We start from the raw sequence: 18,014 nt of genomic DNA, 5'->3' as shown, positions 1-18,014 counted from the left end.
TGCTCCGCAATCGCTCGGTGGGCTTCGGGAAGCCCGTCACGGAAGGGGGAGTGACGGACCGAAGCCAGGGAGTGCAGCTCTTCTTACGCCGGTATGACCCGGATCAAGTTCGCGGGTCGGCTGCTTTGCCATCTCAGCACGCCACATGCGTGCACCCCGGAGCGGGGCCGATTGTGCGGGCCTCGGCCCGGTGCGTCAACCCAGGGGTACTTGCAGGTCGCCGTCCAGGTAGTACCAGCGATCGCCTTCCCGCACGAAGCGGCTGCGCTCGTGCAGGCGCGTGGCGGCGCCCGTGGCCGCGCTGCGCTGGCGCGCGACGAACTCGATTTCGGCATGGTCCGCATCGAGCACCGAGCGCGAGCGGATGTCCAGTCCCAGCCATTTGACGCCCGGCTCGAACTCGATCGAGGCCGGCCGCTTCGACGCGTGCCAGGTGGCGAGCAGATATTCGCCGCGTTCCAGCACGAAGGCCGAATAGCGCGAACGCATCAGCGATTCGGCGTCGGGCGCGGGCGTGTTCCCGAAATCGTCGAGATAGCGGCCACAGCACAGGGCGTAGCCGATGGGCTTGTCGCGGCGGTCTGTACGGCCGCAGGGGCAAGGTCCGGTGGTGGGATCGTTGGCGCTCATGAAGACCGCTATTGGAACACCTTGCGGGCAAGGTGCCGATGGGGCAAGCCCCGAGGCTAGGCAGGCCGGCTTGCGGCAATGGCTTCCTGCAGGGCCTGCGCACCTGCCGGCTTGTAGATCAGCGCATAGCCTGCGCGCTCGACCTCCGCCCGCGTCGCATGCGCGGTTTCGCCGGTGAGGACGACCACGTTGCGTGCCTTGCCGACCGCTTGCAGGGCCTGCGCGGCGGCCAGGCCCGAGAGGCCGCTGCCCAGGCGCAGGTCGCTCAGCATCAGGTCGAACACGCCGGCCTGCTGCAAGGCTTCGCGCGGGTTGGCCGCCAGCACCACCTCGTGGCCCCAGGCGGACAGGAGCGAACGCATGGCCTCGCGCACGGGTTGCTCGTCGTCGAGCACCAGGATGCGAAGGGCGGCAGCTTCTTCCGTTGGCCCGGCCGGCACGGCCAGGTCGTCATCTGCCGGTGGCGCGGCCGTCTCGTCGAGCACCAGCGAGAAGGTGCTGCCGCGGCCCGGTGCGGTGCGCACCCGGATGCGCGAACCCATCACCTGCGCCATGCTCGCCACCAGCGACAGGCCCAGCCCGAGCCCGCGGCTGCGGTCGCGCCCGGGGTTGTCGATCTGGAAAAACTCCTCGAACACCTGCGCCTGGTGCCGCGCGTCGATGCCCACGCCGGAATCGCGCACCTCGATGCGCCAAGCGCCCGACGTCACATGCCTGGCGCAGACCAGCACGGTGCCCGAGGGGGTGTACTTGATCGCGTTGTCCACCAGGTTGCCGAGCAGCCGCGCGAGCATGCGCGCGTCCGCCTGCACCGCGGCTTGCGTGGGGCGCACGCGCAGGCGCAGCCCCTTGGCCGCGGCCAGCGCCGCAAAGCGCCCGTGCAGCGCATCGAACAGCGGCTGCAGGCGCATCGGCTCGGGGCGAACGGGCGCCACGCCGCCGTCGAGCTGCGCGATGTCCAGCAGCGCATCGATGGAGCCGCGCAGGGCATCTACGCTGTCGCGCATGAAGCGCAGGTTCTCGGCCGTGGGCGGATTGCGCGTGTCCAGCGCGTCGACGAAGATGGCCAGCGCATGCATGGGCTGGCGCAGGTCGTGGTTGGCGGCCGCAAAGATGCGGGCGCGCTGCGCGGCGAGCTGTGCCACGTGGTCGAGCTGGCGCGACAGCGCTTCGGCCAGGCGCGCGTTCTCGAAGCCGTTCTCGATGGAGCCGACGATCAGCCGGTTCTGCTTGCGCGCATAGTGCAGGGCCGCCACCAGCTGCGACACCGCAAGGCACCCCATGATGACCGTCACGCTGCCCGGCTCCAGCACCAGCCGCAGCGCCAGGCTCAGGAACACCGGGACGCCGAAGCACAAGGCGGCCAGCCACCACTGGGCAAGCGCGGCAATGATCACGCTGGTCGTGCCGCTCACGAAGAAGTACATGAGCAGGATGTGGGCAAGGTCGCCATGCGGGAAGAACAGCCACGGCGCCAACGCCCACACCAGCCCCGGGAACAGCATGCGCAACTCCAGCCGCCGGCGCGTGCGCGCGGCAGTGGCTGCATCGATGGCGGCCGGATCCAGCCGGTGCAGGTGGCGGTGCATGTTCCATTGCATCGCGTGCACCAGCACGGCCCACACGAGCGTGCCGCGGTTGCCGGTGAGAACGAGGAACAGGATCCAGAACACCGCGGCCGTGACGGCGGCTGACAACGGCGTGTCCCGCGTGTCGATCACATAGGCGCGCGCCAGGCTCTGGTCCACCAGCGGATTGGCGTTGGGCGCCTCGATCCAATAGTCACGGAACCGCTTCAGCAGCGGCCTGGATGCGTGTTCGGTGATGGGAGTTGTCGATGGCATGGCCGGGCAGCCGTCGATTCTGCGCGATATACATGACCGCGCGGCGCATGCATTCGCGGGCATCCACCCTTGGCGCGGCGCTTGCTAAACGTTAGCGTTACAACGGCTCCCTCGAGAAAGTCGGCGATGTATGTACCTCACAGGCTCTGAACAGCACGCATTGCGCGGCGTTTTCACGCTGCTGGCGGAAGACCGCGGCGAGCAGGAGATCCGCGAGCACCTGGGCTGGGCGCTGCTCGACCTGCTGCACGCGGACCAGTTCGCCTCGTTCGTGTGGGACGCCGCGAGCGGCAGCTTCGGCGCGCGCGTGGCGCTGCACATGGACCCCGCGAATCTCGACAGCTATGCGCAGTGGCACCAGCACCACGACCCGATCACCTTCGTGCTGCAGTCGAGGCGCCGCGCCACGCGCGTGACCGAGGTGATGCCGCAGCGCGAGTTGATGCGCACCGCGTTCTTCAACGACTTTCTCGCGCGCGACGGGCTGCACTGGGGCATGAACCTGCATGCCTTCGAGGGCGAACGCGCGCTGGGAGACCTGCGCATCTGGCGCCGCAAGGGGCGCAGCGATTTCGGCGATCACGAGAAGGCGTTGCTCGACCTGATCGAGCCGGCGTTCGCGGGCGCCCTGCAGCGGGCACAGCGGGCAGCCGCTTCAGTCGCCCCGAGCGACACACGCGAAGCCGCATGGGCCTTGCTGAGCGTGCGCGAGCAGGAAGTGGCCCGCTGCGTGCGCGAAGGGCTCACCGACAAGGAGATCGCGCGGCGCCTCGCGGTAGGCGTGCCCACCGTGCGCACCTACCTGCGGCGCATCTTCGACAAGCTGGGCATCGAGCGCCGCTCGGCGCTCGCAGGCTGGGCCATGCCGCTCGCGCTCACTTAGGCGCCGACAGCCGGCCGAGCACCTGCTCCACCGCCATGCCCACGGCCAGCAGCTTGCGGTCGCTGCCGGCAGGGCCGTCCAGCTCCAGGCCCACGGGCAGGCCGCTGGTTGCGCCGAGGCCCGATGGCAACTGCACGCCCGGTATGCCGGCGTTGCTGCCCGGGTCGGTGTTCTGGATCAACGAGCCGAAGTTCTCGGGGCTGCTGGCTTCGGCCCCCGCGGCCAGTGCCACGCGCGGCACCGTCGGGAACACCAGTGCGTCGAGCCTGTTCTTCGCGAAGGTGTCGCGGTAGAGCTTCTGCAGCGCCGGGCGCGCGACGCGCATCGCGTTTTCGTAGACCGGCTTCGCATCGACCACGCCGCTGGCCGCAGGCAGCTTGCGCGGGATGACGAAGGTCTCGAAGGTGCCCTTGACGTCGGGGCTGGCAATGCCGGCCGTGAGCTGCGCAATGTCGATGCCCGTGCGGTACTTCGCGAGGTAGGTCACCATGTCGTCGTGCGCCTCGTAGAGCGCCAGCGGAAAGCCGACCGCGCCGTTGAGCTCCATCAGCTTCGGCATCTCCACATCGACCAGCGTGACGCCGGCCGCGCGCAGCTTCGCAAACGCGGCATCGGTGGCGGCGCGCGTGTCGGCATCGAGGTTGGCCTGCATGGCGGGCACCACGCCGAGCCGCACGCGCTTCAGGTCGGCGGGCTTGAGCGGCTTGCCGCCTGCGATGACGCCGTCGAGCAGCGCCACGTCAGCCATCGATTGCGCCATCGGCCCCGCCGTGTCGCGCGTGTGCGAGATCGGCGCAATGCCCTGCTGCGGATAGCGCCCCACTGTCGGACGCAGCGACGCACAGCCGTTGAACGCGCACGGAATGCGCACCGACCCGCCCGTGTCGGTGCCCAGCGCCGCAGGCGCCATGCGCGCGCCCAGCGCGGCGCCGTTGCCCGACGATGAGCCGCCCGCGATGCGAGTCGCGTCGTAGGCATTGCGCACGCCCACCTCGGGGCCGGTCTGGAACGCGGGGTTGTAGCCGGTGACGCCGAAGGCCAGCTCGTGCATGTTCGTCTTGCCGAGCACCACCGCACCGGCCGCGCGCAGCCTGGCGACCACCGGTGCATCGGCCGTGGGCACGAAGCTTTTGAGCGCGGGTGTGCCGGCCGTTGCGGGCAGGCCCTGCACCTGGATGTTGTCCTTGATGGCCACCGGCAGCCCCGCCAGCGGCTTGCAGGCGCCACCGCGCTTGCGCAGTGCATCGGCGGCGCGCGCGGCCTTCAACGCGCCGGCTCCGTCGAGCGTGATGAAGGTGTTGAGGTTCGCCTTGGCCTTGGCTTGGGCGAGATACGCCGTTACCAACTGCTCGCTGGTGACGGTGCCGGCGCACAGTTGCTGCACGGCTTCGGTCGCTGTCAGCGCGGAAATATCAGGGGCTGCGGGCTGCGCGCGCGCCGGCAGGGCTACGGCGCCCATGCACAGCAGCACCAATGCGGGAGAAACTGTTTTGAAGATGGACATGGCAAAGACCTCCGACGAAGAGGCCGCCATGCTGCGCCTGCGGCGCGTAACTGTCTGTCATCGAAACCGATGACAGACGGGCCGCATGTCGCTCACGCCAGCGCGCGTTGAATCAGCAGCTTCTGGATATCCGAAGTGCCTTCATAGATCTGGCACACGCGCACGTCACGGTAGATGCGCTCCAGCGGGAAGTCGTTCACGTAGCCGTAGCCGCCCAGCGTCTGGATGGCTGCGCTGCACACGCGCTCGGCCATCTCGCTGGCGAACAGCTTGGCCATGGCCGCTTCCTTCAGGCAAGGCCTACCGGCGTCGCGCAGGCTCGCGGCATGCCAGATCAGCTGGCGCGCGGCTTCGAGCTGCGTCGCGCATTCGGCCAGGCGAAAGCCCACGGCCTGCTGGTCGAAGATCGAGCCGCCAAAGGCCTGGCGCTCCTTGGCATACGCCAGCGCCACATCGAACGCGCTGCGTGCCATGCCCACGCTCTGCGCGGCAATGCCGATGCGGCCGCCCTCGAGTGCGCCGAGCGCGATCTTGTAGCCCTCGCCTTCCGCGCCGATCAGGTTCTCGCGCGGAATGCGGCAGCCGTCGAAGTTGATCTGCGCTGTGTCGCTGCTGTGCTGGCCCAGCTTGTCTTCGAGGCGCGCGACGTTGTAGCCCGGCGCATCGGTCGGCACGATGAACGCGCTCATGCCGCGCTTGCCCGCGCCCTTGTCCGTTACCGCGATGACGATGGCCACCTGGCCGTTCTTGCCGCTGGTGATGAACTGCTTCACACCGTCGATCACGTAGGCATCGCCGTCCTTGCGCGCCGTGGTGCGCAGGCTCGACGCATCGCTGCCGGCCTGCGGCTCGGTGAGGCAGAAGGCGCCGAGCATCTGGCCCTGCGCCAGCGGTTCGAGCCATTGCTTCTTTTGCTGCGCGTTGCCGTAGCGCATGAGGATGGCGTTGACCGGGCAGTTGGTCACGCTGATGGCCGTGCTGGTGCCACCGTCGCCGGCCGCGATTTCTTCCAGCACCAGCGCGAGAGTGAGGTAGTCGAGGCCCGCGCCGCCGTTCTCTTCAGGCACGCAGATGCCGTAGGCGCCCAGCGCCGCGAGGCCCTGGTGGGCTTCCTTCGGAAAGCTGTGCTCGCGGTCCCACTTGGGGGCGTTGGGCCAGAGTTCGGCTTGCGAGAAATCGCGAACCGCGTCGCGGATGGCTTCCTGGTCGGCGCTGAGCAGCATGGCGTTGTCTCCTGTCTTTTCTTCTGTTCGTGCTGGCTTACTTGCCTGCGCCCAGATCCATGATCAGGCGAGCTGCCATGTACAGGCGGCGAGGAATGGCGCTGATGTCGACGTACTCGGCCTTGTCGCTGTGATAGCCGAAGCCCGGCAGGCCCAGGCTTTCGATCACGGGCTTGCCCGAGAGCGCCGCGTAGGCCGCGTCGGTGCCGCCGCCGGTGCGCTCTTCCACGCCCAGCGTGCCGCCGGCTTCCTTGTAGTAACCCACGGCCTTGTCGACCAGCTTCTTGCCGCCTTCACCGGCATTGAAGGCCGGACGGCCGCGCGTGACGATCACCTTGACGTCGGCCTCGGGCAGTTTCTTCTGCTGCGCGCGTTCTTCCAGCGTCTTCATCGCGGCGTCGAAGTCTTCGTTGCGCGCATAGCGCACGTCGGCATTCAGCGTGGCGCTGGCCGGGATGATGTTCGACACGTTGCCGGCCTTGGCAATGGTCCAGTTGAAGCGCAGGTTCTTCGACTTGTCGTCGATGCTCATGGTGCGCAGCACGAGGTCGGAGGCTTCGACCAGCGCGTTCACGCCCAGCTCGGGCGCCGCGCCCGCATGGGAGGCCTTGCCGGTGATGTTGACCTGCACGTAGGCGATGCCCGAGGTGCCCAGCGAGAGCTTCTCGTCGCCGGCGCTGGTGGGCTCGAAGGAGAGCACGTAGTCGGCCAGCTTGGCTTCTTCCTGGATCAGGTCGCGCGAGCCGAAGGAGCCTTTTTCCTCATCGGTGTTGAACAGCACGGTGATGGTGCCGTAGTCGCGCACGCCGTAGTCCTTCAGCAGCTTGAGCGTGTGCAGGATGACGGCGTTGCCGCCCTTGTCGTCGGCAATGCCGGGCCCGTAGGCCTTGTCGCCTTCGATCTTGAACGGCGCCTTCGCGAGAGTGCCCTTCAGGTACACGGTGTCCATGTGCGAGAGCAGCAGCAGGTTCTTTCCGCCACGGCCCTTGATCTTGCCCACGATGTTGTCGCCCACCACGATGCCGGCCGACTTGCTGCGCGTGACGGTGAAGCCCAAGCTCTTGAGTTCGCCCTCGAGGTAGCTGCCGGCGGCGGCGATGCCTTCTGCGTCACCTGTGCCGGTCTCGATGTTGACCAGCTTTTCCAGCGTCTTGATCACCGCGGGCTGCTCGTCGGTGGCAGCCTGGAACAGCACGTTGTCGCGCTTCTGGGCCCAGGCGGCAGGCGCCAAAAAAACCAAAGCAACCAACGCGGCGACGGTGTTGCGGGGAATGGCCGAATACATGAACAAGGTCTCCAGATGGGGGCGAAACTACCATTCTAGGCATCGTCCGCGTCGCCAAGGACGAGTTCAGCCTGTGCCCAAGTCGACACATGCCTGCAAGGAGAAACGCGAGTTCTCGAGCCGGCTTGCGAGCCCCATCAGCCCCTCGGAATCGATGCGTCGCGCCTCGGCACGCAAGAGTCTCAGCATGTTCTTCGGCCCATCCGTCAAGCGCGACTGGGCATCGATGGACAGCCAGCAATACAGCCTGATGAGATCAGCAGATTCGGTTGACCATCGCTGCTGAAAATATGCCGTCAGTCCATCCACGTCGTGGGCGTATCCGGCACGACGAGCGGCAAATTCCAAGGCCAGTCCGCGCTTCGCATCCTTGGCCACCCCATCGATGCCAAGGATCAGGCGACGTCCCAACTGCAGTTGGCACTCTGCATGACCGCGCTCTACACCCTGAAGCAGCCATTTCCTTGCAATCTCGGAATGCTCGATGGACAAGCGCGACCTCTTGACTTGACCGACGAGCCCTGTCATCAGGCACATCGCACCGGAGTCGCCCTGCTCCGCGAGCGCTTGCAACCGATTCATCGGCTTCTCGAGCGGATAGACGAAACCGCCATCGGGCTGAAGTACCTGCACGGCAATATGCGCCAGCTCGAGCCCTTCGCCGGCCAGTTGCCTCCATCGCTCTTCGCGTTGACCGACACCAGCCTCCGTCGGATAGCGACGGCTGGGGCGATTCCATTGAGACAATTCGCTGAACAGTTCCTGCTCATAAGCGGCACGCAGTTCAACGCTCAACAGCCCAGCACGTTGCGTATCGAAAGCGGACAAGTCGCTACGGGGGAAGTATTCGCGCGCCGACTCGTACAACAGCATGGCGCATGCGGCGAAAAAGACGGCTCCTGCAAACAGCGAAGGCCACGGCAGCGATTGACGGCCCCCCTTTGCCATTCAACGGATTGCCGCGACGATTTCGACGTCGGCCGGACACGACCGGCCAGGTTCCCGCCATCCGATGACCGATCTTTCCCTGGCATCGCGCATCAGTTCATACCCGTGATCGTAGAAGCCGGTTTCACCCGGCACGGCCAATCGAGTTTGAACACGGCGACCAATCAAACGCTGCGCACGCGCGGAATCCGTGTCACAGAATCGGCGGCCGACGACTTGCAACTGAAGCCTGCAGATAGTGCCCGTGCCCGATCGAATTTTCGAATAATTCCCGAAAACGGATTGGCTTGGCGTATTCACGGCAACCGGGGAATTACCGCCGCCTGCCTTATTTAAATGACCCTTATCAATCCGAACGGAGAGATGTTCCTCGATCCTTTCAGGATTGCATAAAACGGCGGCGCCTTTTCGACCCAATGTCGTCAGCTTTAAAAGCAACTCATCGGTTTCGGCGATTGCAAGGCCAGCAGGGGATTTCGAGACCGAAAAATATGTCAGCGCTGCTACCGCAATCAATGCGAGCGCTGGGAATTTCAAGGCATTGAGCAATTGCCGTAAAAACTCCCCGGAGACTATCCATTGATCTACGACCAATGTGCACTCAACCCCTCGCTGCTTATCCATTCTTTTCCCTGAAATTCCATCCTGCGCGCGACCTTCGCGACGCCTTGACGATCATCGGCGCGCGGATGGTATCAGAGAATCAGAGGAAAAGAAATAAATTCACACACTTTCAAATTTGGCAATTATTGTTAATGAATTTAAATAACAGTAAATGTCAAAAAATGACAATAAATGCTGATTTAGATCAATTCGAGTGCCACCGCGGTGCCTTCGCCCCCGCCGATGCACAACGTTGCCACGCCGCGCTTCTTGCCGCGCGCCTTCAGCGCATGGATCAGCGTGACCATGATTCGCGCGCCGCTGGCGCCGATCGGGTGGCCCAGCGCGCAGGCGCCGCCGTGCACGTTGACGATCTCGTGCGACACGTCGAGCTCGTGCATCAGCGCCATCGGCACCACGGCGAAGGCTTCGTTCACTTCCCACAGGTCGACGTCTTTCACCTTCCAGCCGGTCTTCTGGAACAGCTTGGCGACGGCGCCGACGGGCGCAGTCGAGAACCACTCGGGCTGTTGCGCGTGCGTGGCGTGGCCGACGATGCGGGCGATGGGCCTGGCGCCGATCTTCTTGGCTTGTGACTCGGTCATCATCACCAGCGCTGCGGCGCCGTCGTTGATGGACGAGCTCGATGCGGCGGTGATGGTGCCGTTTTCTTTCTTGAACGCGGGCTTGAGCGTGGGGATCTTGTCGAGCTTGACCTTGCCCGGGCCTTCGTCGATGGAAATGACGGTGTCGCCGCCGCGGCCCATGACCGTGACGGGCACGATCTCGTCCTTGAAGAGGCCGGTGTCGGTGGCCTTCTTGGCGCGCTCGACACTGGCGATGGCAAACGCATCTTGCTGCTCGCGCGTGAACTTGTACTTGGCCGCGCAGTCTTCGCCGAAGGTGCCCATCGAGCGGCCCGGCTGGTAGGCGTCTTCGAGGCCGTCGAGCATCATGTGGTCGAAGATGCGGTCGTGGCCCATGCGATAGCCGCCGCGGCCCTTGAGCATGAGGTAGGGCGCGTTGGTCATGCTTTCCATGCCGCCGGCCACCATCACGTCGTGCGTGCCGGCCAGCAGCAGGTCGTGCGCGAGCATTGCGGCCTTCATGGCCGAGCCGCACATCTTGCTGAGCGTGACTGCGCCCGCGCTGTCGGGCAGGCCACCCTTGTAGGCCGCCTGGCGCGCCGGGGCCTGGCCCTGGCCTGCCATCAGGCAGTTGCCGAACAGCACTTCGCCCACGCTGTCGGGCGCGATGCCGGCGCGCTCGACAGCGGCCTTGATGGCGGCGCCGCCGAGGTCGTGCGCGGAGAGGGACGAGAAGTCGCCCTGAAAGCCACCCATGGGGGTGCGGGCGGCGCCGACGATGACGATGGATTCGGACATGGAGGTCTCCTTCAGAAGTGTGAAAGCGGAATCAAGAAGCGATCGGTCAGAAATGCGTCGCGTGCCCTTCGTGCTGGAAGCGCTGCGATTCTTCGTACGGGAACACATCGAGCATCTGCCCGGCCTGGATGCGTTCCTTGTGGTGCTGCCAGAAGGCGGCGTCGAGCAGGTCGGCGTGGTGCGCCATGAAGGCTTCGCGCACGTCCTTGTTGCCCAGCAGAAAGGGCTCGAAGGTTTCGGGGAACACGTCCTTCGGACCCACCGAGTACCAGACCTCGCCGCTCATCTCGTCTTCTTCGTTGCGCGGCGTGGGCACCTTGCGGAACTTGCAGTCGGTGACGTATTCGATTTCGTCGTAGTCGTAGAACACGACCTTGCCGCCGCGCGTGACGCCGAAGTTCTTCCACAGCATGTCGCCGGGGAAGATGTTGGCCGCGACCATGTCCTTGATGGCGTTGCCGTACTCGATCACCGCGTGCTCCAGCTGGTCTTTCGCGCGCTTGGCATGCGCCGGGCTCTCGGGGTGGGCCAGCGTGTCGAAGGCTTCCTGCAGGTAGATGTTGAGCGGGATCATGCGCCGCTCGATGTAGACGTGCTTGACCACGACTTCCATTTCCCCGTTGCCGTCGCGGTCGCCGATCTCGAGCTGGCTGGGCGCGAACTTGCGGATTTCCTCGATCAGCTCGGGCTCGAAGCGGTCGAGCGGAAAGCCCACGTCGCTGTACTCCAGCGTGTCGGCCATGCGGCCCACGCGGTCGTGCTGTTTCACGAGCATGTACTTGCCCTTGATCTGCTCGCGCGTGGTGTCCTTCTGCGGCGGATAGAAATCCTTGATGACCTTGAACACGAACGGGAACGACGGCAGGTCGAACACCAGCATGACCATGCCCTTGATGCCGGGCGCGATGCGAAAGCGGTCGCTCGAGTAGTTCAGGTGCGAAAGAAAGTCGCGGTAGAACAGCGTCTTGCCCTGCTTGGCGAGGCCGAGCGCGTTGTAGATCTCGGCGCGCGGCTTGCGCGGCATGAGCGAGCGCAGGAACTGCACCCAGGCCGAGGGCACCTCCATGTCGACCATGAAGTACGCGCGCGCAAAGCTGAACAGCATCTGCAGGTCGTCTTCGCCGAACAGCGCCGCGTCGATGTAGAACTTGCCGTGGCTGTCGTGCAGGATCGGCAGCGAGAACGGAATCTCGGTGAAGCCGTTCATGATCTTGCCGACCACGTACGCGCCCTTGTTGCGAAAGAACAGACCCGACAGCACCTGCAGCTGGAAGTTGGCGCGCAGCTTGACCTGGTGAAAGCGGTTCAGGATGACGTGTGCCACACGCTCTGCATCGCGCCGCCTGTTGGCGAAGCTGCCGAGCAGAGCGAAGTCGTCGAGCATCTGCTCGAGGGTGTTGGCCAGCGTGTCGGGCTCCGGGTAGTACGGGCGGTAGGTGGGCGCGCCGCGCGGCTCGATGTATTCGGTGCTGATGGCCGGGCGCACGAAGATGAAGTCGTTCTGGAAGTACGCGCGGTGCAGGATCTTCGTGGTCACCGAGTTGAAGAAGCTCTCGGCCAGCTCGGGCTGATGGTGGTCCACCAGCAGGCCGATGTAGTGCAGCTTGATCTGGTGCCACACGTCCATGGGCTGGTCGCCGGCCTTGAACTCTTTTTCGAGCCGGGCCACGGCCTCGCTCACGCGCAGGTCGTAGAACTCGATGCGTTCGCGCTGCGCCCGCTGCTGGCCATGCCAGTCAGCGGTTTCGAAACGGTGCTTGGCGCGCGCCGATTCGGCGCGGAACAACCGGTAGTGCCGGTTGAAGCCGTCCATCATCGCCTTCGCGATGTCGTAGGCCAGCGGCGAATCGAGGCGCTGCGGGAACATGGGCGGGCAGGCAGTTGGAGGCGCCCGGGTCGCTCAGGCGGCGGCGGGATCTGTCGTGCCGTCGGCCTCGGGCTGCGGCGTCATGGCCTGCGCCTCTTGCACCGACTGGTTGACCTGCGTGCCCTGCAGCGTCAGCGACTGGATCACTTCGCCGGGCTTGCTCCACTTGTAGCGGATGCGCTGCACCGCGGCCTTGTACACCGCGTCGAGCGGCTTGGCGCCGTCGACGCTCAGGCCGAGGTCTTGCAGCAGGCCGTCGTGCACGCCGAAGGTCCAGCCGTGGATGCGCACCTTCTGGCCACGCGCCCAGGCATCGACCATGACGGTGCTGACGGCCACGTTGACCACCTGCTCGGCCACGTTGAGTTCGCACAGCGCATCGACGCGCGCTTCTTCGGGCAGGCTTTCGAGCATCACGCTGTGGCGATCGCGCACGTCCTGGATGTGGCGGATCCAGTTGTCGGCCAGGCCGATGCGCTTGCCGCTGAGCGCGGCCTTGACGCCAGCGCAGCCGTAGTGGCCGACCACCATGATGTGCTCGACCTTCAAGTGCTCGACTGCGAACTGGATCGCCGAGAGCGCGTTGAGGTCGGAGTGCACCACGATGTTGGCCACGTTGCGGTGCACGAACACTTCACCCGGCTCCAGACCGGTGATCTGGTTGGCGGGCACTCGGCTGTCGGAACAGCCGATCCACATGTAGCGCGGCGTCTGCTGCTTCACCAGGCTGGTGAAGAAACCGGGCCGGTCGCGCTCCATCTGGGCGGACCAGGCGCGGTTGTGGGCAAAGAGGTCGTCGAGGTTATCGGTGTTGTCGGACATAGTCGGCTATTGTCGATGAGTCGTGTTTTCAGGCCTTGGCTTCGGCCGGCTTGCGGGTCTTGGTCGCCTTTTGTGCTTTGACAAGGGTGGCGCGTCCCTTTTTTTCATGCTCCCGCACTTCCGCGAGATTGGCCTGCAGCTCGGTCAGCTGCGCCTCGAGCTGGGCCCGGTGGGCGCCCAGCACGCCGAGGAATTTTTCCAGCTGCGGCACGGTGTCGCGCGGGCTGTCGTACATGTCGAGGATGTCTTTTGCCTCCGTCAGGCTCAGGCCGAGGCGCTTGGCGCGCAGCGTGAGCGTGAGGCGGGCGCGGTCGCGCGCGCTGTAGATGCGCTGCAGGCCGGCGCGCTCGGGCGTGAGCAGGCCCATGTCCTCGTAGAAGCGGATGGCCCGCGTCGTGAGGTCGAATTCCTTCGCGAGCTGGCTGATGGTGAAGGTTTGCGCAGGCATGGCGGGGGTCTGGAGAAGGGGCGTTACGGGCGCGACAGCAGGTTTGCGCCGCGATCCCTACAATGGTGCCACTACTCAATGACGTTTACGTAAACGTCAATCTTACATGAACCTCCTCGAACGCGAACTCCACTACCCCCTCGGTGACACGCTCCCCGAGCCCGGCGAAACCCTGGAAGTGGCGCCCGGCGTGCGCTGGATTCGAATGCGGCTGCCCTTTGCGCTCGACCACATCAACCTCTGGCTGCTGCGCGACACCCTCGACGGCGTCGAGGGCTGGACGGTGGTCGACTGCTGCATCGCCCGCGACGAGGCACGCGCGCAGTGGGAGCAGGTGTTCGAGACGCAGCTGCAGGGCATGCCGATCCTGCGCGTCATCGTCACGCACATGCATCCCGACCACATCGGCCTGGCCGACTGGCTCTGCACGCGCTGGAACGCACCGCTGTGGATCAGCTCGACCGACTACCACGTGGCCCGCGTGCTCAGCACTGCCGGCGACACCCTGGCGGGCGGCGAACCGGCGGCGCGCTTCTTTGCCTCGCACGGCCTGACCGACCCCGAATCCATCGCCAAGATCAGCGCGCGCACCAACTACTACGCGAACATGGTGCCCTCGGTGCCCGAGAGCTTCGTGCGCATGCTCGACGGCGACATCGTCACCATCGGCGGCCACGACTGGCGCTGCATCAGCGGCTACGGCCACGCGCCCGAGCACATCGCGCTGTATTGCGACGACCTGAAGCTGCTGTTGGGCGGCGACATGATGCTGCCGCGCATTTCCACCAACGTGAGCGTGCACGCGGGCGAGCCCGAGGCGAATTCGTTGCGCCTCTTTCTCGACAGCATCGACAAGTTCAAGGCGCTGCCGGCCGACACGCTGGGCCTGCCTTCGCACGGCAAGCCCTTCCGGGGCATCCACCGCCGCGTCGACCAGCTGCAGGAGCACCATCGCGACCGGCTGGCCGAACTGCTCGAAGCCTGCACGGCGCGCGCGCTGACGGCAGCTGAAGGCCTGCCGATCCTGTTCAAGCGCGAGCTCGACCTGCACCAGATGACCTTCGCCATGGGCGAAACGGTGGCCCACCTGCACCTGCTGTGGTTCTCCGGCCAGGTGAAGCGCGAACTTGGCAAGGACGGCATCTACCGCTTCGGCGCGAAGGCCGCCTAAACTCCCCGGATGGAAGACACGCTGGCTCAGCTGCGCGCGGGCCGGCTGGCAGGCGCAAAAAGAATCGATCTCTCGTGCGGACTCACCGAGTTTCCGCGCGAGCTTTTCGACCTCGCGGATTCGCTCGAGGTGCTGAACCTGTCGGGCAATGCGCTCGACATGCTGCCCGACGACCTGAACCGCCTGCACAGGCTGCGCGTGCTGTTCTGCTCCGACAACCAGTTCATCACGCTGCCCGAGTCGATCGGCCGGTGCCACGACCTCGACATCGTCGGCTTCAAGGCCAACCAGATTAGCGTTGTGCCGGCTGCAGCGCTGCCAGCCTCGTTGCGCTGGCTGATCCTCACGGACAACCAGATCGAAGAACTGCCCGATTCGCTCGGCGATTGCACGCGCATGCAGAAGCTGATGCTGGCGGGCAACCGCCTGCGCACGTTGCCGCAGTCGATGGCCGCGCTCAAGCAGCTCGAACTGCTTCGCATCTCGGCCAACCGCTTCGAGACACTGCCCGCGTGGCTGCCCTCGCTGCCGCGCCTGTCGTGGCTCGCCTGCGCGGGCAACCCCTTCGACACGCAGGCCGAGGACGCGGCGATCACCGCGCAGTCGGTACCGCACATCGACTGGCGTGAACTGACGCTGGGCAGGAAGCTCGGCGAAGGCGCGTCGGGTGTGATCCATCAAGCCGCGCTCGTCAAGGGGCAGCAGGTGGCGGTCAAGCTCTTCAAGGGTGCAGTCACCAGCGACGGCTGGCCGCACAGTGAAATGGCCGCCTGCATCGCCGCTGGCGTGCACCCAACGCTGATCGCAGCGCAGAGCCGCATCGACGGGCATCCCGAAGGCACGGAAGGCTTGGTGATGGCACTGGTCGATCCGTCATTCGTCACGCTCGCGGGGCCACCGAGCCTTGCCTCATGCACGCGCGATGTCTATGCCGAAGAAGCGCGCTGGACGTCCAATGTCGCGCTGCGCATTGCCCGCGACATCGCCTCGGCCATGCAGCACCTGCATGCGCGAGGGATTCTTCACGGCGACCTCTACGCACACAACATCCTGTGGCACGCACAGCGCGGCGGCCGGCTCGGCGACTTCGGCGCTGCGTGGATGACCGGCGCGCTCGACGCGGCACAGGCGCGCGCGTTCCAGGCGCTGGAGATGCGCGCCTTCGGCTGCCTGCTTGAAGAGCTGCTCGAGCGCTGCACCGACGCAGCGCCCGCATCGGTAAGCACGCTGAAAGACCGCTGCCTGCAGCCCGACGCCGCCGCGCGCCCGACGTTCGCCCAAGCGCTGTCGTTGCTGCAGCAAGCATCTTCATCGCCATGACCCGGCGCCGACCGCCGCAGCTGCCGCTACCCACGCGCGACGGCGTAGGCCCGAGTTGCGTCGGCCTGTCTTCCGGCCCCTGGCCGACGATTGCCGAATTCCTGATCGAGCGTTTTCCCGCGATCACGCGCGAGGCCTGGCTCGAGCGCATCGAAGCGAACGATGTCATCGACGAGCATGGTGTGCCCGTGACCGCCACGCGCCGCTACGAGTCGCCACTGCGCGTGTACTACTACCGCACGCTCGACGACGAAGTGCCCATCCCTTTCGAAGAGCAGATCGTGTTCCAGGACGACGATCTGCTGGTCGTGGACAAGCCTCCCTTCGTGCCCGTCACGCCCACCGGCAAGTACCTGCAGGAAAGCCTGCTGGTGCGCCTCAAACGCAAGCTGAAGCTCGACGACCTCGTGCCGATGCACCGCATCGACCGCAGCACCTCGGGGCTGGTGCTGTTCTCGGTGCGGCACGCCACGCGCGGCGCCTACCAGGTGATGTTCCCCGAGCGCCGCATCGCCAAGCACTACGAAGCCATCGTGCCGTGGCGCGAGGGCGTGTCGTCGGTGCCCGAGATCTATCGCAGCCGGCTGGTCGACGACGAGCATTTCATGCGCGTGCGGGAAGAGCCCGGCGAGCCCAATTCCGAGACCCGCATCGAGGTGCAGGAAGTGCGCGACGGCCATGCACTGCTGAAGCTCTCGCCGGTGACGGGCCGCAAGCACCAGCTGCGCGTGCATTGCATGGCGCTGGGCATGCCGATCGTGAACGACCCGATCTACCCGGTGCTGCTGCCCGAGGGTGCGGATGACTTCGGCAAGCCCTTGCAGCTGCTGGCCCGGTCGCTGGCCTTTCTCGACCCGGTGACGGGAGACCTGCGCAGCTTCACAAGCCCCCGGAGCCTGTCGCTGACACCGAGGTGACGCGCGCGCGGCGCGGCGCGCACTAAGCTCGTTTCCTGAACTTGCATTGCCGATCTTTCATTCAGGAGACACCCGCACCATGGACACCACCCAACTCTTCTCGCTGAAGGGCCGCACGGCGCTGATCACCGGCGGCTCGCGCGGCATCGGCCGCATGATCGCCGAGGGCTTCCTGGCCCAGGGCGCACGCGTGTACATCTCGGCTCGCAAGGCCGCGGCCTGCGACGAGACGGCGAAGGAGCTGTCGGCCTTTGGTCATTGCGTCTCGCTGCCTGCAGACGTGTCGACGCTCGAAGGTGCGCAGGCGCTGGTCGATGCCTATTCGAAGCACGAAGGTTCGCTGGACATTCTGGTGAACAACGCCGGTGCTGCCTGGGGGGCACCTTATGAAGAGTTTCCCGAGAGTGGATGGGACAAGGTGGTTGATCTGAATCTGAAGACGCCGTTCTTTTTGACCAAGGCGTTGACTCCGATGCTGAAGAAGGCTGCGACGGACCATCTGGCGAAGGTGATCAACATCGCTTCTATCGACGGGATTTCGGTCAATCCTCAGGAGACGTATTCGTATGCGGCGAGCAAGGCTGGGCTGATTCAGTTGACTCGGCGGATGGCGCTGCGGTTGGCGCAGGATCGGATCGTGGTTAGTGCTATTGCGCCTGGTGCGTTTGCTTCTGACATGAACAAGCTGGCTCGGGATCACGGGGATGAAGTGAAGGAGCGGATTCCGGCTGGGCGCATCGGAGTGCCTGAGGATATGGCTGGGGCGGCTATCTACTTGGCCTCGCGTGCGGGGGACTATGTGATGGGGTCTACGTTGGTTGTGGATGGGGGGGTTACGCACGCTCGCTGAGGTTTTGCTTTCCGGGGCCGGGTCTCGCCCCGGCGAGCGAGCTACTTTCTTTTGCTTCGCCAAAAGAAAGTAGCCAAAGAAAAGGCGACCCTACTGTCTGCGTCCCTTCGCTTCGCTACGGGCAACCTGCGGTGCTCGACTCCGGAGGGGGTCCGCAGAACTCGCTTCGCTCAAACAGCTGCGGCCCTGATCCCTCCTACGTCTGCGCTCCTCGGCGCAGCCAGAAGGGATTGGGGAGCCAAACAGGCCTTCGCTGCGCTCGGCCTTCGAACATCCAACAGCCAAACTCAACCACCGCAGGCGCGCAGCGCCTG

At 65.5% G+C, this 18,014-nt stretch carries 16 protein-coding genes and 1 riboswitch; of the genes, 5 read left to right on the top strand and 11 right to left on the bottom strand.

The genetic code is table 11. The features are described 5' to 3' along the window. Positions 1-63: 63 nt before the first annotated feature. Positions 64-169, bottom strand: a riboswitch (TPP riboswitch). A 26-nt stretch (positions 170-195) separates the two neighbouring features. Next, positions 196-630 carry a YchJ family protein gene (locus ACSFCA_RS32355; protein ID WP_093177258.1) on the bottom strand — a complete coding sequence of 145 codons (435 nt, stop codon included), beginning with the start codon at positions 628-630 and terminating at the stop codon, positions 196-198. Between the two features lie 56 nt (positions 631-686). Further along, entirely contained in the window at positions 687-2,474 is a 1,788-nt protein-coding gene (locus tag ACSFCA_RS32350) for a sensor histidine kinase (RefSeq protein WP_435462378.1), read from the bottom strand. A gap of 130 nt (positions 2,475-2,604) precedes the next feature. Here ACSFCA_RS32350 and ACSFCA_RS32345 point away from each other — a divergent pair, with 130 nt between their 5' ends. Then, the gene (locus tag ACSFCA_RS32345; protein ID WP_435462379.1) at positions 2,605-3,357 is read left to right on the top strand and encodes a helix-turn-helix transcriptional regulator; all 753 of its coding nucleotides are present in this window, start codon (positions 2,605-2,607) and stop codon (positions 3,355-3,357) included. Here ACSFCA_RS32345 and iaaH read toward each other — a convergent pair. From iaaH to ACSFCA_RS32300, 9 genes are all read right to left on the bottom strand, one after another. After that, positions 3,350-4,861, bottom strand: a complete 1,512-nt coding sequence (gene iaaH, locus ACSFCA_RS32340; RefSeq protein ID WP_435462380.1) for an indoleacetamide hydrolase — start codon at positions 4,859-4,861, stop codon at positions 3,350-3,352. The genes ACSFCA_RS32345 and iaaH overlap by 8 nt on opposite strands. A gap of 92 nt (positions 4,862-4,953) precedes the next feature. Then, the gene (locus tag ACSFCA_RS32335; protein WP_435462381.1) at positions 4,954-6,084 is read right to left on the bottom strand and encodes an acyl-CoA dehydrogenase family protein; all 1,131 of its coding nucleotides are present in this window, start codon (positions 6,082-6,084) and stop codon (positions 4,954-4,956) included. Between the two features lie 37 nt (positions 6,085-6,121). Continuing rightward, a complete protein-coding gene (locus ACSFCA_RS32330) occupies positions 6,122-7,369 on the bottom strand; it encodes a glutamate carboxypeptidase (protein ID WP_435462382.1) in 1,248 nt (415 codons plus the stop codon). Positions 7,370-7,435: 66 nt separating this feature from the next. Then, positions 7,436-8,242 carry an SEL1-like repeat protein gene (locus ACSFCA_RS32325; protein ID WP_435462383.1) on the bottom strand — a complete coding sequence of 269 codons (807 nt, stop codon included), beginning with the start codon at positions 8,240-8,242 and terminating at the stop codon, positions 7,436-7,438. A gap of 75 nt (positions 8,243-8,317) precedes the next feature. Continuing rightward, on the bottom strand, positions 8,318-8,941 hold the full coding sequence (locus ACSFCA_RS32320; protein ID WP_435462384.1) for a hypothetical protein: 624 nt from the start codon (positions 8,939-8,941) through the stop codon (positions 8,318-8,320). 179 nt (positions 8,942-9,120) lie between these two features. Further along, positions 9,121-10,305, bottom strand: a complete 1,185-nt coding sequence (locus tag ACSFCA_RS32315; RefSeq protein ID WP_435462385.1) for an acetyl-CoA C-acyltransferase — start codon at positions 10,303-10,305, stop codon at positions 9,121-9,123. Between the two features lie 46 nt (positions 10,306-10,351). Continuing rightward, entirely contained in the window at positions 10,352-12,172 is a 1,821-nt protein-coding gene (aceK, locus tag ACSFCA_RS32310; protein ID WP_435462386.1) for a bifunctional isocitrate dehydrogenase kinase/phosphatase, read from the bottom strand. A gap of 33 nt (positions 12,173-12,205) precedes the next feature. After that, positions 12,206-12,994 carry a carbonate dehydratase gene (gene can / locus ACSFCA_RS32305; RefSeq protein ID WP_258352746.1) on the bottom strand — a complete coding sequence of 263 codons (789 nt, stop codon included), beginning with the start codon at positions 12,992-12,994 and terminating at the stop codon, positions 12,206-12,208. 28 nt (positions 12,995-13,022) lie between these two features. Further along, complete coding sequence (locus ACSFCA_RS32300; protein ID WP_435462387.1) at positions 13,023-13,442, bottom strand: MerR family transcriptional regulator; 420 nt, start codon at positions 13,440-13,442, stop codon at positions 13,023-13,025. A gap of 106 nt (positions 13,443-13,548) precedes the next feature. Here ACSFCA_RS32300 and ACSFCA_RS32295 point away from each other — a divergent pair, with 106 nt between their 5' ends. The 4 genes from ACSFCA_RS32295 (at position 13,549) to ACSFCA_RS32280 (ending at position 17,700) form a co-directional block, all read left to right on the top strand. Next, the gene (locus ACSFCA_RS32295) at positions 13,549-14,613 is read left to right on the top strand and encodes an MBL fold metallo-hydrolase (protein WP_258352744.1); all 1,065 of its coding nucleotides are present in this window, start codon (positions 13,549-13,551) and stop codon (positions 14,611-14,613) included. A 9-nt stretch (positions 14,614-14,622) separates the two neighbouring features. Further along, a complete protein-coding gene (locus ACSFCA_RS32290; protein ID WP_435462388.1) occupies positions 14,623-15,933 on the top strand; it encodes a leucine-rich repeat-containing protein kinase family protein in 1,311 nt (436 codons plus the stop codon). After that, entirely contained in the window at positions 15,930-16,850 is a 921-nt protein-coding gene (locus ACSFCA_RS32285) for a pseudouridine synthase (protein WP_435462389.1), read from the top strand. Before ACSFCA_RS32290 ends, ACSFCA_RS32285 begins: the two co-directional genes overlap by 4 nt. A 79-nt stretch (positions 16,851-16,929) precedes the next feature. Then, entirely contained in the window at positions 16,930-17,700 is a 771-nt protein-coding gene (locus tag ACSFCA_RS32280) for an SDR family oxidoreductase (protein WP_093078323.1), read from the top strand. The last annotated feature ends 314 nt before the right edge of the window (positions 17,701-18,014 follow it).

Origin of the sequence: Variovorax multivorans (assembly GCF_051216835.1) — a bacterium.
Classification (GTDB): domain Bacteria; phylum Pseudomonadota; class Gammaproteobacteria; order Burkholderiales; family Burkholderiaceae_C; genus Variovorax.
The sequence above is the reverse complement of the archived record's forward strand: the minus strand, read 5'-3'. Positions and strand labels throughout refer to the sequence as shown.

Coding starts and splice junctions, on each gene's coding strand:
- ACSFCA_RS32355 (WP_093177258.1), bottom strand. CDS start 630: ATGAGCGCCAACGATCCCACCACCGGACCTTGCCCCTGCGGCCGTACA.
- ACSFCA_RS32350 (WP_435462378.1), bottom strand. CDS start 2,474: ATGCCATCGACAACTCCCATCACCGAACACGCATCCAGGCCGCTGCTG.
- ACSFCA_RS32345 (WP_435462379.1), top strand. CDS start 2,605: ATGTACCTCACAGGCTCTGAACAGCACGCATTGCGCGGCGTTTTCACG.
- iaaH (WP_435462380.1), bottom strand. CDS start 4,861: ATGTCCATCTTCAAAACAGTTTCTCCCGCATTGGTGCTGCTGTGCATG.
- ACSFCA_RS32335 (WP_435462381.1), bottom strand. CDS start 6,084: ATGCTGCTCAGCGCCGACCAGGAAGCCATCCGCGACGCGGTTCGCGAT.
- ACSFCA_RS32330 (WP_435462382.1), bottom strand. CDS start 7,369: ATGTATTCGGCCATTCCCCGCAACACCGTCGCCGCGTTGGTTGCTTTG.
- ACSFCA_RS32325 (WP_435462383.1), bottom strand. CDS start 8,242: ATGCTGTTGTACGAGTCGGCGCGCGAATACTTCCCCCGTAGCGACTTG.
- ACSFCA_RS32320 (WP_435462384.1), bottom strand. CDS start 8,941: ATGGATAAGCAGCGAGGGGTTGAGTGCACATTGGTCGTAGATCAATGG.
- ACSFCA_RS32315 (WP_435462385.1), bottom strand. CDS start 10,305: ATGTCCGAATCCATCGTCATCGTCGGCGCCGCCCGCACCCCCATGGGT.
- aceK (WP_435462386.1), bottom strand. CDS start 12,172: ATGTTCCCGCAGCGCCTCGATTCGCCGCTGGCCTACGACATCGCGAAG.
- can (WP_258352746.1), bottom strand. CDS start 12,994: ATGTCCGACAACACCGATAACCTCGACGACCTCTTTGCCCACAACCGC.
- ACSFCA_RS32300 (WP_435462387.1), bottom strand. CDS start 13,442: ATGCCTGCGCAAACCTTCACCATCAGCCAGCTCGCGAAGGAATTCGAC.
- ACSFCA_RS32295 (WP_258352744.1), top strand. CDS start 13,549: ATGAACCTCCTCGAACGCGAACTCCACTACCCCCTCGGTGACACGCTC.
- ACSFCA_RS32290 (WP_435462388.1), top strand. CDS start 14,623: ATGGAAGACACGCTGGCTCAGCTGCGCGCGGGCCGGCTGGCAGGCGCA.
- ACSFCA_RS32285 (WP_435462389.1), top strand. CDS start 15,930: ATGACCCGGCGCCGACCGCCGCAGCTGCCGCTACCCACGCGCGACGGC.
- ACSFCA_RS32280 (WP_093078323.1), top strand. CDS start 16,930: ATGGACACCACCCAACTCTTCTCGCTGAAGGGCCGCACGGCGCTGATC.